The sequence below is a fragment of the Reichenbachiella sp. genome (genome assembly GCF_039969095.1).
In the GTDB taxonomy this organism is placed as follows: domain Bacteria; phylum Bacteroidota; class Bacteroidia; order Cytophagales; family Cyclobacteriaceae; genus Reichenbachiella.
Genome location: NZ_JBDVOL010000011.1, coordinates 363,327 through 376,084 on the forward strand (window position 1 = coordinate 363,327; position 12,758 = coordinate 376,084).

Below are 12,758 nucleotides of genomic sequence, written 5' to 3' on the forward strand. Positions count from 1 at the left end.
TAGAGAAGATTTAATCAAATGAAAGAGCGCAGCGTATTATCTGAAAATCAAAATATCAACAACGAAATCAGTAACTCAGTAATAATAGCAAACACCAATATGTAAAAGTATAGCCATGCCGTTATCCAATATTTCAAAAAGGTCTTTTTCCAACTTTGTCCATACACCATCTTGAACGATAAAAAGGAATAGATGAATACCACGGACAATGAACCAATCGCCATCCAATTCTGGGCATTATCCGACTGCACCATCCAATGCATAATCGCCATCATGAGACCATAAACGAAGAAAGCAAAGGTGTGTAAATGAATTGTATGAATCAGGTGATTGATATAAAGTGTCTTTCTTCGGATGTACATAAGTTTTAACAGAAGTGCGAAAACTGGAATCAGCACAAACATCATGACCGACAGGTTTTTTACAATCTGCGAAACCAATAGTTCTTTATCACGCTTATAGATTCGAATGATCTGCTTGACAGTCAGCTGGGTGAGTGCATGTCGGTTTTCCAATTGCAATGAATCGAATAGGGCTTCTTCGGATACCGAATTATCATCCATGTATTGATTGAACATCTTCCACTGCCATTCCTCCAATGGCCAAGAAACATCGGCTGAGTCTTCTAGTGAATCCTCGTCAAATCTCACCATGACAGGCGGTGCATTCTTGATAGAATCCAAATTGAATTCCATTTCTTTCTGAAAGACATTTTGCACTGAATCCACCTCTGGTGAATCTAAAGCTTGACTCAATTCGCGAGTCAAATCTCCCATCAATATATTGAGCACAAAAAAGTAAAAGAAACTTACGATAATGTACAGCCGAATGGGATTGGCATAAGTGAAGCGCTTGCCTTCATTGTACTTTTTTGTCAGTTCACCTGGCTTGAAAAAGAATGGAAAGAAGGTATGTGCTAGTCTGGAATCAAAGGAGAAGAAATTTTCAAACAAATCCTTACCCAATTCCCTGAACGATACATTTTTATCATCATTCTGCTGCCCACAAATCGGACAATAATTATAAACATCATCCAAAGGCGTCTTGCAGTTGAGGCAATTCTTTGTCTTACGTAGGGCTCGCATTTATTCGGAAGGATCTTCTTTTTTTACGAATCGATTCAAGAAGAATGCTCCACCCCAAAGGCCTAGTGCCACAAGCGAATATTCCAATTGATAATATTGAGTTCGAAGGCTGAAATATAAAAAGATCACAGCTCCACTGAAAAGAACCCAGTAGATGATTCTGAATAGTTTTTCTTTCGACATGCTTATGCTAATTCTTTTACTTTGAGTGAAGTCCCTTCTTCACCTATGACTTCAATTTTCGCACCTTGCTCTATATAGCTTCCGCGAGTATAGGCATCATAAATTTCATGGTCGATCTCCACCTTACCACTCGGACGTAAAATGGTAAAAGCAACACCTGTTTTTCCCATTAATGTTTCCTTTTTGAAATTGGAAGTATAACCAGCCGATTTGTCTAAGGTGGTTTCGAGTGCAATTCGCTTAAATAAACCTGATTCGGTCAATCTCACTCCACCTATAAACATGACAATGAAAGATCCGATCAATCCCAAGAAGGTCACCAAAACTGCCGTGGTCAAGTTGCCAGTCGGCACAAAGGAAAAATCGAAGTAATCATTATTGAGCATGACTAAAATCAAGGAAGTGACCATCATGGTGATTCCAGAAACGCCAGCCACCCCAAATCCGGGTATAACAAATATCTCCAACGCCAGTAGCACAACTCCTAAGAAGAAAATGATGATCTCCCAATTCTCCGCCAAGCCATTCAGGTAGTATGGGGTAAAATATAGGATAATGGCTATCAGTGCAGCAAGTATTGGAAAGCCTACACCTGGCGTTTGTAGTTCAAAATAAATTCCGCCAAGGATAATGAGAATCAAAATCCCACTAACGAATGGATTAATAAATATATCTATGATTTTATCTGAAGTAGTGAGTTCATATTCAAACGTGTCATAGTCTTCTACACCAGATCTAGACATAATATCTTCTATTCCACTCACTTGCGCCTCACAAAAACCATGTTTAATCGCTTCTGAAGTTGAAAATGTTATCACTTTACCTTCCGTAGATATGCTATCAACTTCTACATCTTGATCCACCATAGCCTCGGCTATTTTCGGGTCACGGCCATTGGCCTCTGCTGTAGATCGCATGATCGAGCGCATGTAAGATTGATACTTGTCTGGTGCCGCGGCACCATCTTGGGTAACTACTGTAGCCGCACCTATACTTGCTCCTTTCGCCATGTAGATACTATCACAGGCGATGGAAATAAGTGCGCCGGCAGACGCAGCATCTTTGTTGATATAAACATAGATCGGCTTTTCAAACTCCAATACGCGCGTGCGGATATCATCGGCATCATTGAGTGCTCCACCATAGGTATCCATTTCAATAATTGCATAATCAGCGTTTTGCTCTCTTGCTTCTTCTAGAGCCAATTCTGTATATCGATTGGTTCGGGGATCTATATCTGCATCAAGTTTCAAAATAAAGACTAAAGGCTTGACTTTAGTACTATCTTGAGCATAGGAGCTAATCAAAAAAACGATGAACAGAAACAATAAAAGAGAGAGACGTTTATACATCAAGGATAACATTTAGATTTGCCCGAAAGTTATTTATTATTTATCACATCCATTAAACGAATACTGAATTTTGGCGGTTAAAAATTCGCATCACCAAATCAATTTTGATTTTCCTATCAAATCTATCATTCCTGGATCAGATGAAAATTTGCTTTTGATTGAAACCCATGATTTAGCTACTAAGTCACAAACTTTTCTTCTGTTGTCTTTCAAACCTTTTGAGATTATTCAGGCCATTTCATTTGGTGAAGAGTATGCTGGATTAGTTTCAAAATCTTATGACGCCGAAAAGCTCCTCTTTATTCAGTATTCCGATCAAAACAATCCAGATTTAACTAATATCTACACCTTCAACTGGCAAGGAGGTGAGCCTACATTCAGTTTGCAAAATACAAGAATTATTCAATCTGGTTTAGATTGGATCAAAGTGCCACATCCTCATTTTGCAAACAAAGAAATTTATATTGACATACAATCTGGCACGACACTTGAATCACCCCCCATTTCTAGCCATGAAATATTCAGTGATATTTCATACGCCACAGCTTACCCAGAAGACTCTGAGTATTTTCAATGGTTTGTGCAATATTTTGCCAAGTATGACATTATTCCTTGTAGGCAAATCGAGTATTTAAAACTCGCCGAAAAGATTTTGATTTCGTACTACGAAAAAGGTACCAAGGAACTTAACAACTCACTTGCCATTTTGAACGAAAATGGTGAGATTATTGAAAATATTTTACTCGAAGAACACCTAACAGGCATTGGTAAAGACACTTTTTTCGTCTACAGAAATAAAGCCATATTTGTCACTCAAAAATCTACAATGAATATTTATGATTTATAGACTGCTCTTTTTCTTGATTTGGATGGGAATAGCCCATTTTGGATATGCTAATAATCCAATGGATAGCCTTCGTGTGGAAAAAATAAAGGGCAAGAAATACATCATTCATCGTGCCGACCCAAAAGAAACACTCTATTCGATAACAAAGAGATATGGAGTTACACTAGAGGATTTGTATGAATTCAATCCAACATTGAAGACCAATGGATTGAAAATGTACGATACTATTCAAGTTCCATTATTGAAAAAGAAGAAAAAGCAAGAGGCAGAAATTACATTAATTGAATCAGATGATTTTCATGTCGTGCAGGTGGGAGAAACTCTTTTTGCCATATCCAGAATGTATAATATGTCAGTCGATTCCATCGCAGCCATCAATCAGTTGGAAAACGCCAATTTGAGTGTGGGCGATACGCTATACACTACCCCCCAATCCAAGATAGCATCAACACCCGCACTCGATCCTGAAGTAAAATATCATATAGTTCAACCTTCGGAAACGCTTTTTGGAATTTCGAGAATGTATCAGGTCGAAATCGAAGAAATTCAACAATGGAATAACCTACCTGATTACACCTTGTCTATCGGACAAAAATTAGTAGTTTCAGATGGCATAGAAAGAGAAGTAAAAGATACTGTCGCCCTTGCACCTATCGTAAAAAAAGAAGTGGATTCTTCGTACGTAAAACCTGAAAAACCTCCTTTGGATACCTTATATGTAAAAACGGACAATAGTAAGTTCAAAACAAAAACGAATGAGGTGGAAGGTAGAAAACAAACGATGGAAGAAGGATTTGCCATGAAAATCGAAGACACAGATTACACCAAAAAATTTCTGGCACTTCATCGTACTGCACCATTGGGATCCTCCATTCAGGTTAAAAACCAAATGACTAATCAAATCATTGAAGCAAAAGTCGTAGGTAAATTACCAGAGAGTGCCATGAATCGCACCTTGCTGCTAAGACTCTCTTCTGCTGCGTATAAAGCTATGGGCGCCATAGACTTGAAAACACCTATTACGGTCAGTTATTCTCTGGATGCAGAATGATATAAAAACATTTTTGGATGAAAAAGTTGAATTGTACAATCAAGCCTCTTTCATTCCAGACGATCCCATTTCAATACCACATCAATTTTCGAAAAAACAAGATATTGAAATAGCTGGGCTTTTTGCTGCCACGCTAGCCTGGGGTCAGCGTAAAACCATTATCAATAAGTGTAATGAGTTGATGCGGATGATGGATCATGCACCACATGACTTTGTGCTCCATCATGAAGAAAATGATCTGAAAAAATTCTTAACATTCAAGCATAGAACCTTCAACCCCACTGACACGCTCTTTTTTATTGATTTTTTAAAATCACATTATCAAAAAAATGATTCTCTTGAGTCTGCATTTACTAAAGGCCCATCCAATGACATGGAAGCCTATTTGACCCATTTTCACAACACCCTTTTCGCACACCCCAATGCACCAGACCGAACCAAAAAGCATGTAGCCACACCTGCCAGGAAATCTGCTTGCAAAAGATTGAACATGTTCCTAAGATGGATGGTAAGAAAAGACAACAAAGGGGTCGACTTTGGAATTTGGAATACCATACTCCCCTCCCAATTAATTTGCCCTTTGGATGTACATGTAGAGCGTGTAGCGAAACGATTGGGTCTGCTACAACGCAAACAAACCGATTGGAGAGCCGCACTTGAACTGAGTGAGAACTTACGAGAGCTAGACCCCAATGACCCAGTCAAATATGATTTTGCCTTGTTTGGTATGGGTGTAATGGAGAAGTATTAAATTTCTAACCCCTCCAAGTCATTTCGACTGGAATTCGATGATAGTCGGATGACAAGAGAATTCTTCTTAGCGACAAGCACCACACCTGATTCCCTGCAAACCAAAAAGGAGATCCCTCCGCAAGCTACGGGATCACAAATTCCGAATTAGATCCACATATAATTACCCTCTCCAGTTTTCTGGTTCCATCCTCCATGAATTAAGAGAATCCAATTCGTCGCTTTTGATCAGATTTGACGATACAGCAATATCCAATAGCGAATGGTAATCTGACAAGGTGAAATGTGACACCTTAGCCTGCATTAAGTTTCTATCCGCATGTGGAAACCCATAAGTAAATATGGCACCCAAACCAAGCACTTTCATTCCAGCCTCTCTCAAAGCTTCTATGGCTTTTATTGAGCTTCCACCTGTAGAAATTAAATCTTCGACTACAAATACATTTTTACCCTCTTGCACTTGACCTTCTATACGATTGGTTCTTCCATGCGATTTGGCTTTGTCTCTTACATAGATGAACGGCAATCCCATTTCTTCTGCAATGATGGCACCTTGAGGTATTCCCGCGGTGGCCACTCCTGCTATGATTTCAGTATCTGGATATCTTGATTGAATCTCTTTAACAAATGCCTTTTTGATCAAAGTACGTAATGCTGGATAAGACAACGTCATTCTATTATCACAATAGATAGGCGATTTCCAACCAGAAGCCCAGGTAAATGGATCTTTTGGCTGCAGTTTGATAGCCTTAATCTCTAATAATTCTGTTGCGATTTGTGCACTAAGCGGAAGATTTGATTCATTGTTAGTCATGTGGCGAAATTAGTAATATTTTAAATCAAGGTTTAACCTGATTAATGAATTATGAGAATTGAAGAAAAATTAATCTATGAAATTGTGAATCTCAGAATTTTTTAACCATGTTCGCTATGTACATCTTAGAGAAATGAAAATATATATTAACGATATACTAGTGCGCATTCGTGATCGCGCTCATCAATCCAAAAAGAAGTTTGATGTAATACTGGACAGTGATGTAGACGATATCCAAGCCATAAAACTCAAAGGCAGGGTCTTAATTAAAGAAAAATCTCATGAAGCTATCAATAAACTCTTCATGATAATGACCGATAAAAAGTACAATAAGATTAAGCAAATCGAAATCAGAGTCAAAAACAAAGTTAAAACTCGGGAATACCTAAAATCAAAATTCAATATCATAGAAGCTTCGGGAGGTGTAGTTGAAAAGGACAATAAAATTTTAATGATACTTAGAAATGATCTGTGGGATATACCTAAAGGCAAACTGGAAAAAGGGGAAAAAAGAGCGGAAGGAGGCCTGAGAGAAGTCGAAGAAGAAACAGGTGTCAAAGTTCAATTAGAAGAAAAAATATGCTCAACCTGGCATACTTATATTAGAAACAAAAAGTATGTACTCAAGAAAACCAACTGGTATCGAATGACCTGCATAGATGATTCACAAATGAAACCGCAGAAAGAAGAAAATATTCAAAAGGTGGTTTGGATGACAGCAAGTGAAGTGGATGTGGCTTTACTACATTCTTTCAAAACCATTGAAAGAGTGATTGACAAATACCGCAAACTTGGTGTAGAAGCCTAAAAACTAAAGTTCATAGGGTAGAAATGGACTCACGTCCCCATCGTACTTGTGCACTTCCCGAATTATAGTGGAACTAATATGGGCATAATCCGGAGAAGTAATCAGAAAAAAAGTTTCCAACTTCTCATTCAAATATCTATTGACTTGAGAGATACTATTTTCGTATTCAAAATCAGTAGTATTTCTTAACCCTCTTATTAAAAAAGAAGCATCAGTCTTTTTAGCCAAGTCAGCAGTCAATTCATTATAAACCATCACAGACACGTTCTCTTCAGGAGTAAAAGCAGATTTTATCCTATCTACCATATAATCTATCTCAAAGTAACGTGATTTAGCACTGTTATAGCCTACAGCAACGATTACCTCATCGAACAATTTTAGAGCCCGTCGTACAATGTCCTGATGCCCTTTCGTAAATGGGTCGAATGATCCCGGGAAAAGCGCAATTTTTTTGTCAGACATGACTTCTGGTTTAATCACAAAGATAGATGCTCAGTAGATCAAAATACTGGTGATCCGAAAGCTCGTCAAAGTGATAATTGAATTTGAGATTAGAAGGACGTTTCCCAAAAGAAATACCTCCAATGTATTTTGTGAATAATTTATGATGATCTGAGCCCTGCGATATATTTCCCCACAAAATGACTTTTTGAGTTCTCTGATTCAGATTAAACTCTTTAAACACCATCATCAAGTATTTCACATAATCTTTGGCCTCTTTGATGGAGAACTGATTGTAATAGTGAAGCTTATGATTTTCTGACACAAAAATGTGCATGATACCCCGATCCAGGATACAGTACACAATTTTAGTATTGCTTTGTGTATTATATTTTAATATGCCTTCGATGAGCGCGCTGCCTTGATGGATAACTTCAATTTCCTTGTTAGGGTATAATGAGTTGATCCAATTCACCAATCGTTTATCACCAGCGAAAGCATTGACGACATTCGATGAAGAATGTTTGTAAGTATATTCTCCTTCTACAGATTCGTTGATGGTACAGTTGAGCATTAAATATTCTCTGACAGAATCCTCCACAAAGTGTGTAGCAGGAACTAATGAGAATTTATGACTCTTCAATGATAGTTTGATAGAATCCCAAAAACCTGCCATGAGCAGGTGATGATTTTCAAATAATTTGGCCAAAACCTGCAACCTTGCATTAATCGTCTTTACATCCTGAAGGATATAATCCTCCACCATGAGACAAGTGTCATTGCGGGTATCTGTGATGCTCATTTGAAAATCACGAATCCCTATTTGCATCGAAAGACAGTAATGATGCAGTTGATCTACATCAAAATTACTGTCTTTGATTCTTTTTACTAGCTTGTATGTTGCGCTATGTATAGCTTCCAAATCTTTTATTATTCCCAGTTTCCAGCTGTAGTGATACTTGTTCTAGATCCAAATCTCAATGGTTTTTTGGTTCTAGCTTCATTGTCTTCTTTTCTCTTAGGATCTACTGGAGCAGTATTCCAAACTTCTACTACATCTACTCTTACGTTGCTCTTTTCAATTTTGTCTGCCCACATGGCAAATTTCTTATCCGTTGTTCCTGGTACAATATCCAATGTGTTCAAATCGAATTTTGGATATTTATCAGCAGAAAACAAAGAATCTATTACTGCAACAGTTCCTAATGTATCAATTTCTACTACCACACTATCCGCTCCGTAAGAAAGCTGATGAATAGTTTCAATTCTAGAAGTCAAGTAAAACTGACCAGAATCAACAAAGCTTTTCAATTTGTCCCAATCACTAGTATATTGACCATTTACTGCTTGATAGCCAATTTGCGCTTCTCTGATCATCATCAGTTTGTTGATGATTTCACCTTCCATTCTGGCAATTCTATCAGCTTCGTCGATTGACTTGAAAATGCTGTTACCTAAAAAGCCCGCCAACAAAAGCGAAAGGACTAAAAAACTTATTGAGATTATTCTTGTCTTCTCCATGCTTGAATTTCGATTTTTTGCAAGTATAAATATTTTTTAGAGTAATTCTGCTCTAAGCAAATGCTATTTTAAGGATTATTTCCAATATTAAAAAATCCCCGTTTAGCAAATAGATCGTCTAAAGATTCAATATCTTGAAACAGCCCATGAAGGCCATTTTTATTCAATTGTTTCAAGCCCTGAATATTCATCCAACGTGCCTCTTTCAAAATAGAATTACCGTTTATTTCTGGATCACTACCTAGTCGTAATTTACCACCGATTTGCTCCACCACAAAGAATAATTCTATGGCATGCAATCCATTACTTATAAATTCACTTACTCCCAGAAAGTCACAAACTTTTACAGAAATATTTACTTCCTCCTCAAATTCTCTGATTAAAGCCTCTTCTGAGGATTCTCCAAACTCTACGCCTCCTCCCGGCGGCAACCATAATTCGTCTTCTTGGTTTAGTCCTGCGTGGTTTAACAATAAAATACAATCATCCTTTACCAATAAACCCATGACCCGGACTCTCACTTGATTACCAAAAATAGTTTTGATTTCTTCTGATCCCATTCTCTGAGGTAGCTATACTTGCGCTAAATTAATCAATAACGATTGCCTCTACCTTCAGAAATATTACGAAACAAATTTGCACATGAGCCTACCAAAAGTCAGGATCAGGCTTTCTTAGCTATAGACCAATTTGTCGCGGCCAAGACAGCCAAGCCCACCATGATCCTCAAGGGTTATGCTGGGACTGGTAAAACTTCTATTGTGGCCACTTTAGTTAAAGTGCTTCCGCTTTTCAACTACAAATTCGTATTGCTGGCCCCAACAGGAAGAGCAGCCAAGGTCATTAGCCAATATGCCCAACGAACGGCCTTTACCATTCATAAACGAATTTATAAAGCAAAATCAAGTCAAGAATCTTCTGGCCCAGTCTTTAGTCAAACTAAAAACTATCAATCCAATACTATTTTTATTGTGGATGAGGCTTCGATGATTAGTTCGGAGGCTGACTATAAAAATAAAAGCCTGCTGAACGATTTGATTCAGTATGTCTTTGAAAAAGATGGAAACAAACTGCTATTAGTTGGTGACACGGCACAGCTTCCTCCTGTCCATCAGGAAAAAAGCATGGCATTGGATCGCGAACATTTATCAGATGTTTATCATTTAGATACCACAGAAAGTGTACTTACAGAAATAACCCGACAAGCAGAAAACAGCGGGATTCTCCTGAATGCCACCACTTTAAGGAATAGCTTATTTCAAAAAGAGAAGCAGATACATTTCGATACCAAGTCACACAAAGATATCTTTCGAATGACAGGAGAAAGGTTGGAAGATGGACTAAGATATGCGCATGATAAATATGGATTGGAAAATACATTGATTATCTGCAGATCCAACAAAAATGCAGTGATGTACAATCACTATATACGAAATACGCTATTCTATAAGGAAGACGAGTTGGATGCTGGTGATTTGCTCATGATCGCCAGAAACAACTACAATTTCGCTACAGATCAGGTGCCTTCCGGCTTTTTAGCGAATGGGGATTTTATGGAGATTTTAAAAATCAAGAAAACCGAAGAGTTACACGGTTTACGGTTTGCTGATGTAGAAATCCGATTGACAGACTACCCGGATGCTGAACCTTTTGAAGCCAAAATCATATTAGATGGACTGCATAGCTATACTCCTGCACTTACCCAAGAGCAAAATCAAGCCCTCTATAAAAGTGTATTAATTGACTATATGGACTTGTCTAAAAAGCAACAAAAAGAAGCCATGAAAGAGGATAAGTACCTCAATGCGCTACAAGTAAAGTATGCATACGCCCTTACTTGCCATAAAAGCCAGGGTGGGCAATGGGATGCTGTATTTGTGGATCAAGGCTATCTGGGTGAAGCTGAAATCGACAATGATTTTATCAGATGGGCATATACAGCTATTACCAGAGCGAAAAATGAACTTTTTCTGGTTAATTTTGACACCAAATTCTTCTAGAATTACGTTAAGTAGCAAACAACTAAAAAACTAGCAATGAAATATTTATTAACAATAGCTGTATTGGCCTGTCTTTCTTTTGGTGTAACAGCACAGGATGCTGAATTGTTGGCGCCTACACCTCCAGGGCCTTTTATCAAGTTTACTGAAAAGTCACACGACTTTGGAGATATAGAACAAGGAGAATCTGTTGAATACACATTCGAATTCACCAACACAGGAGATGCACCAGTAGTGATATCTAATGTGATGACTACTTGTGGTTGCACAGCATCAAGCTGGCCTCGCGAACCTGTCTTACCAGGAGTCTCTAGCAAAATCGAAGTAAGCTTCAATAGCACTGGAAAAATCGGTCATCAAAATAAAGTCATTACCATTATGAGTAATGCAACCAACAATCCAGAGCATGTGAAAATCATTACGAATATTCTACCGAAAACGGATTCCTAAAAGTAGGATAAGAACATTCAAATGCCTTTTGGAACATACGTTTCAAAAGGCATTTTTTATACATGCTGATCTATCAAGATCATGTTTCCATCAGGATCGGCAATCATAAGGCTTGCTGGACCTGATGTAGATTCATCAGCTTCTTGAATTAAGCTAATTTCCTCATCCTTTAATTTCTTTTGTATGGCTCGGATATCATCAAATGAATCCAATGTATTGGCCTCTTGATCCCATCCTGGATTGAATGTCAATAAATTGCCTTCAAACATTCCTTGAAACAAGCCGATCAAAGTTTTTTCATTTTTCAAGATTAGATAATTTTGCTCCATGCTTCCTGCAAAGACAAAGAACCCTAGGTTCTCATAAAATGATTTTGAAATAGCCAGATCTTTTACACTCAGGCTAACCGAAAATGCTCCTAATTTCATATCTATAAGTTTAGTTTTTGGTTATTTATTTTTTAATGCAAATGAAGAAATCACTGTCATGACCAAGCCAATTGGAAATACGGTTCCAAACATGAGCAGTCCACCAAAAGCCGGGCTCAGCCACAATTCTTTTCCGTCATTGATGTATGCCAGCTCTTTCTCAACTTGTTCAGCAGATAATGCTGAATCTGATTTTACCATGGCGATAGAATGATCCAAATATGTTTGTAAAAAATCTGGCATCAACCAGGCATACAGTACATAAGAAAAAATTCCAAAAGCCAAGGCCGCAACGAAATTCACGAATGTCCCGAATATGAAAGCCTGCTTGAAGGACAACTCACCATCCAATTCTGTTTTGTACTGTTTGATCCCAAAATAAATAGCCGTAAGCGAAAGGATCATGGACGCATAACCATACACTTCCCCTGCACCAAGCTCCATGTCCTCTCCATAAATCCAAAAAGGAAGCATGACACCAAACATCATAACCACAGACCCAATCAGACCATATTTAATTGCTATATTTTTCATTGTTCAAGTAATTGATTGTGCTCAAATGTATAGGAAGATAAGAAAAACCCGTTCACCCGAAAGTATGAAATAGCTCTTACTCAACTATTCTGAGTTCTTTGGCCTTGGCCAAAGCTTGTGTTCTGCGCTTGGCATGGAGTTTTAGGTACAGATTGCTGATGTGGGTCTTTACAGTATTGAGAGAGACAAACAATTTATCGGCAATTTCTTGATTAGAGAGTCCGTTATTTAATTCGACCAATACGTCAAGTTCTCGGTCACTCAGATTGATTTTCTTGCCATTTTCAATAGACACTTTTGCCAATTGTTGATCTTTTTTTGAAGAGCTCAATTTAATTCCAGCCCATATGCCTAGAATCAAAAAAAGCAAGCCTACTCCTGCGGCATAAAACTCGAACGACAAAACCCGAATGAGGTGGAAATAATCCAGCGCATTGAGCAGTGTAAGAAGTAGCCCCACACTCAACCCGATGAATATGGCCGATTTTTTCAAT

The 12,758-nt window shown here is 38.0% G+C and carries 17 protein-coding genes; 6 read left to right on the forward strand and 11 right to left on the reverse strand.

Translation table 11 applies throughout. From position 1 onward, the window contains the following. Nucleotides 1-47: 47 nt before the first annotated feature. Genes ABJH98_RS10160 through ABJH98_RS10170 form a run of 3 tightly spaced genes read right to left on the reverse strand, consistent with a single transcriptional unit; the run spans nucleotide 48 to nucleotide 2,620 of the window. Entirely contained in the window at nucleotides 48-1,085 is a 1,038-nt protein-coding gene (locus ABJH98_RS10160) for a DUF3667 domain-containing protein (RefSeq protein ID WP_348307559.1), read from the reverse strand. Beyond that, complete coding sequence (locus ABJH98_RS10165; RefSeq protein ID WP_348307560.1) at nucleotides 1,086-1,268, reverse strand: hypothetical protein; 183 nt, start codon at nucleotides 1,266-1,268, stop codon at nucleotides 1,086-1,088. A gap of 2 nt (nucleotides 1,269-1,270) precedes the next feature. Next, a complete protein-coding gene (locus tag ABJH98_RS10170; protein ID WP_348307561.1) occupies nucleotides 1,271-2,620 on the reverse strand; it encodes an NfeD family protein in 1,350 nt (449 codons plus the stop codon). 70 nt (nucleotides 2,621-2,690) lie between these two features. On the opposite strand from ABJH98_RS10170, the gene ABJH98_RS10175 reads away from it, so the two are divergent. From ABJH98_RS10175 to ABJH98_RS10185, 3 genes are read left to right on the forward strand one after another with little or no spacing between them, the layout of a single operon-like run. Further along, on the forward strand, nucleotides 2,691-3,467 hold the full coding sequence (locus tag ABJH98_RS10175; protein ID WP_348307562.1) for a hypothetical protein: 777 nt from the start codon (nucleotides 2,691-2,693) through the stop codon (nucleotides 3,465-3,467). Beyond that, nucleotides 3,457-4,518 (forward strand): LysM peptidoglycan-binding domain-containing protein, encoded by a 1,062-nt coding sequence (locus ABJH98_RS10180; RefSeq protein WP_348307563.1) that lies wholly within the window; start codon nucleotides 3,457-3,459, stop codon nucleotides 4,516-4,518. Before ABJH98_RS10175 ends, ABJH98_RS10180 begins: the two co-directional genes overlap by 11 nt. Further along, complete coding sequence (locus ABJH98_RS10185) at nucleotides 4,508-5,269, forward strand: TIGR02757 family protein (RefSeq protein ID WP_348307564.1); 762 nt, start codon at nucleotides 4,508-4,510, stop codon at nucleotides 5,267-5,269. The genes ABJH98_RS10180 and ABJH98_RS10185 overlap by 11 nt, the downstream gene beginning before the upstream one ends. A 162-nt stretch (nucleotides 5,270-5,431) precedes the next feature. On the opposite strand, the gene pyrE is transcribed toward ABJH98_RS10185, so the two are convergent. Then, complete coding sequence (pyrE, locus tag ABJH98_RS10190; protein ID WP_348307565.1) at nucleotides 5,432-6,082, reverse strand: orotate phosphoribosyltransferase; 651 nt, start codon at nucleotides 6,080-6,082, stop codon at nucleotides 5,432-5,434. A 133-nt stretch (nucleotides 6,083-6,215) separates the two neighbouring features. Here pyrE and ABJH98_RS10195 point away from each other — a divergent pair, with 133 nt between their 5' ends. Further along, nucleotides 6,216-6,890, forward strand: a complete 675-nt coding sequence (locus ABJH98_RS10195; protein ID WP_348307566.1) for an NUDIX domain-containing protein — start codon at nucleotides 6,216-6,218, stop codon at nucleotides 6,888-6,890. Between the two features lie 3 nt (nucleotides 6,891-6,893). Here the strand turns inward: ABJH98_RS10195 and coaD are convergent, their stop codons facing one another. From coaD to ABJH98_RS10215, 4 genes are all read right to left on the reverse strand, one after another. Continuing rightward, nucleotides 6,894-7,352, reverse strand: a complete 459-nt coding sequence (gene coaD, locus ABJH98_RS10200) for a pantetheine-phosphate adenylyltransferase (protein ID WP_348307567.1) — start codon at nucleotides 7,350-7,352, stop codon at nucleotides 6,894-6,896. Nucleotides 7,353-7,362: 10 nt separating this feature from the next. Next, nucleotides 7,363-8,253, reverse strand: coding sequence for a DUF3822 family protein (locus ABJH98_RS10205; protein ID WP_348307568.1), 891 nt, complete (start codon nucleotides 8,251-8,253; stop codon nucleotides 7,363-7,365). An 8-nt stretch (nucleotides 8,254-8,261) separates the two neighbouring features. Continuing rightward, entirely contained in the window at nucleotides 8,262-8,852 is a 591-nt protein-coding gene (locus ABJH98_RS10210; RefSeq protein WP_348307569.1) for a hypothetical protein, read from the reverse strand. A 68-nt stretch (nucleotides 8,853-8,920) separates the two neighbouring features. Next, nucleotides 8,921-9,412 (reverse strand): NUDIX hydrolase, encoded by a 492-nt coding sequence (locus ABJH98_RS10215; RefSeq protein ID WP_348307570.1) that lies wholly within the window; start codon nucleotides 9,410-9,412, stop codon nucleotides 8,921-8,923. Between the two features lie 42 nt (nucleotides 9,413-9,454). Here ABJH98_RS10215 and ABJH98_RS10220 point away from each other — a divergent pair, with 42 nt between their 5' ends. Beyond that, nucleotides 9,455-10,852, forward strand: a complete 1,398-nt coding sequence (locus tag ABJH98_RS10220) for an AAA family ATPase (RefSeq protein WP_348307571.1) — start codon at nucleotides 9,455-9,457, stop codon at nucleotides 10,850-10,852. Nucleotides 10,853-10,888: 36 nt separating this feature from the next. Continuing rightward, a complete protein-coding gene (locus tag ABJH98_RS10225) occupies nucleotides 10,889-11,302 on the forward strand; it encodes a DUF1573 domain-containing protein (protein WP_348307572.1) in 414 nt (137 codons plus the stop codon). 56 nt (nucleotides 11,303-11,358) lie between these two features. On the opposite strand, the gene ABJH98_RS10230 is transcribed toward ABJH98_RS10225, so the two are convergent. From ABJH98_RS10230 to ABJH98_RS10240, 3 genes are all read right to left on the reverse strand, one after another. Then, nucleotides 11,359-11,730: a VOC family protein gene (locus tag ABJH98_RS10230; protein ID WP_348307573.1), complete on the reverse strand. Its 372-nt coding sequence runs from the start codon at nucleotides 11,728-11,730 to the stop codon at nucleotides 11,359-11,361. A gap of 21 nt (nucleotides 11,731-11,751) precedes the next feature. Continuing rightward, the gene (locus tag ABJH98_RS10235) at nucleotides 11,752-12,264 is read right to left on the reverse strand and encodes a DUF4199 domain-containing protein (protein ID WP_348307574.1); all 513 of its coding nucleotides are present in this window, start codon (nucleotides 12,262-12,264) and stop codon (nucleotides 11,752-11,754) included. Nucleotides 12,265-12,340: 76 nt separating this feature from the next. Further along, nucleotides 12,341-12,757 carry a LuxR C-terminal-related transcriptional regulator gene (locus ABJH98_RS10240; protein ID WP_348307575.1) on the reverse strand — a complete coding sequence of 139 codons (417 nt, stop codon included), beginning with the start codon at nucleotides 12,755-12,757 and terminating at the stop codon, nucleotides 12,341-12,343. Nucleotide 12,758: the final 1 nt, after the last annotated feature.

Coding starts and splice junctions, on each gene's coding strand:
- coaD (WP_348307567.1), bottom strand. CDS start 7,352: ATGTCTGACAAAAAAATTGCGCTTTTCCCGGGATCATTCGACCCATTT.
- ABJH98_RS10210 (WP_348307569.1), bottom strand. CDS start 8,852: ATGGAGAAGACAAGAATAATCTCAATAAGTTTTTTAGTCCTTTCGCTT.
- ABJH98_RS10180 (WP_348307563.1), top strand. CDS start 3,457: ATGATTTATAGACTGCTCTTTTTCTTGATTTGGATGGGAATAGCCCAT.
- ABJH98_RS10215 (WP_348307570.1), bottom strand. CDS start 9,412: ATGGGATCAGAAGAAATCAAAACTATTTTTGGTAATCAAGTGAGAGTC.
- ABJH98_RS10170 (WP_348307561.1), bottom strand. CDS start 2,620: ATGTATAAACGTCTCTCTCTTTTATTGTTTCTGTTCATCGTTTTTTTG.
- ABJH98_RS10225 (WP_348307572.1), top strand. CDS start 10,889: ATGAAATATTTATTAACAATAGCTGTATTGGCCTGTCTTTCTTTTGGT.
- ABJH98_RS10230 (WP_348307573.1), bottom strand. CDS start 11,730: ATGAAATTAGGAGCATTTTCGGTTAGCCTGAGTGTAAAAGATCTGGCT.
- ABJH98_RS10160 (WP_348307559.1), bottom strand. CDS start 1,085: ATGCGAGCCCTACGTAAGACAAAGAATTGCCTCAACTGCAAGACGCCT.
- ABJH98_RS10235 (WP_348307574.1), bottom strand. CDS start 12,264: ATGAAAAATATAGCAATTAAATATGGTCTGATTGGGTCTGTGGTTATG.
- ABJH98_RS10185 (WP_348307564.1), top strand. CDS start 4,508: ATGCAGAATGATATAAAAACATTTTTGGATGAAAAAGTTGAATTGTAC.
- ABJH98_RS10195 (WP_348307566.1), top strand. CDS start 6,216: ATGAAAATATATATTAACGATATACTAGTGCGCATTCGTGATCGCGCT.
- pyrE (WP_348307565.1), bottom strand. CDS start 6,082: ATGACTAACAATGAATCAAATCTTCCGCTTAGTGCACAAATCGCAACA.
- ABJH98_RS10165 (WP_348307560.1), bottom strand. CDS start 1,268: ATGTCGAAAGAAAAACTATTCAGAATCATCTACTGGGTTCTTTTCAGT.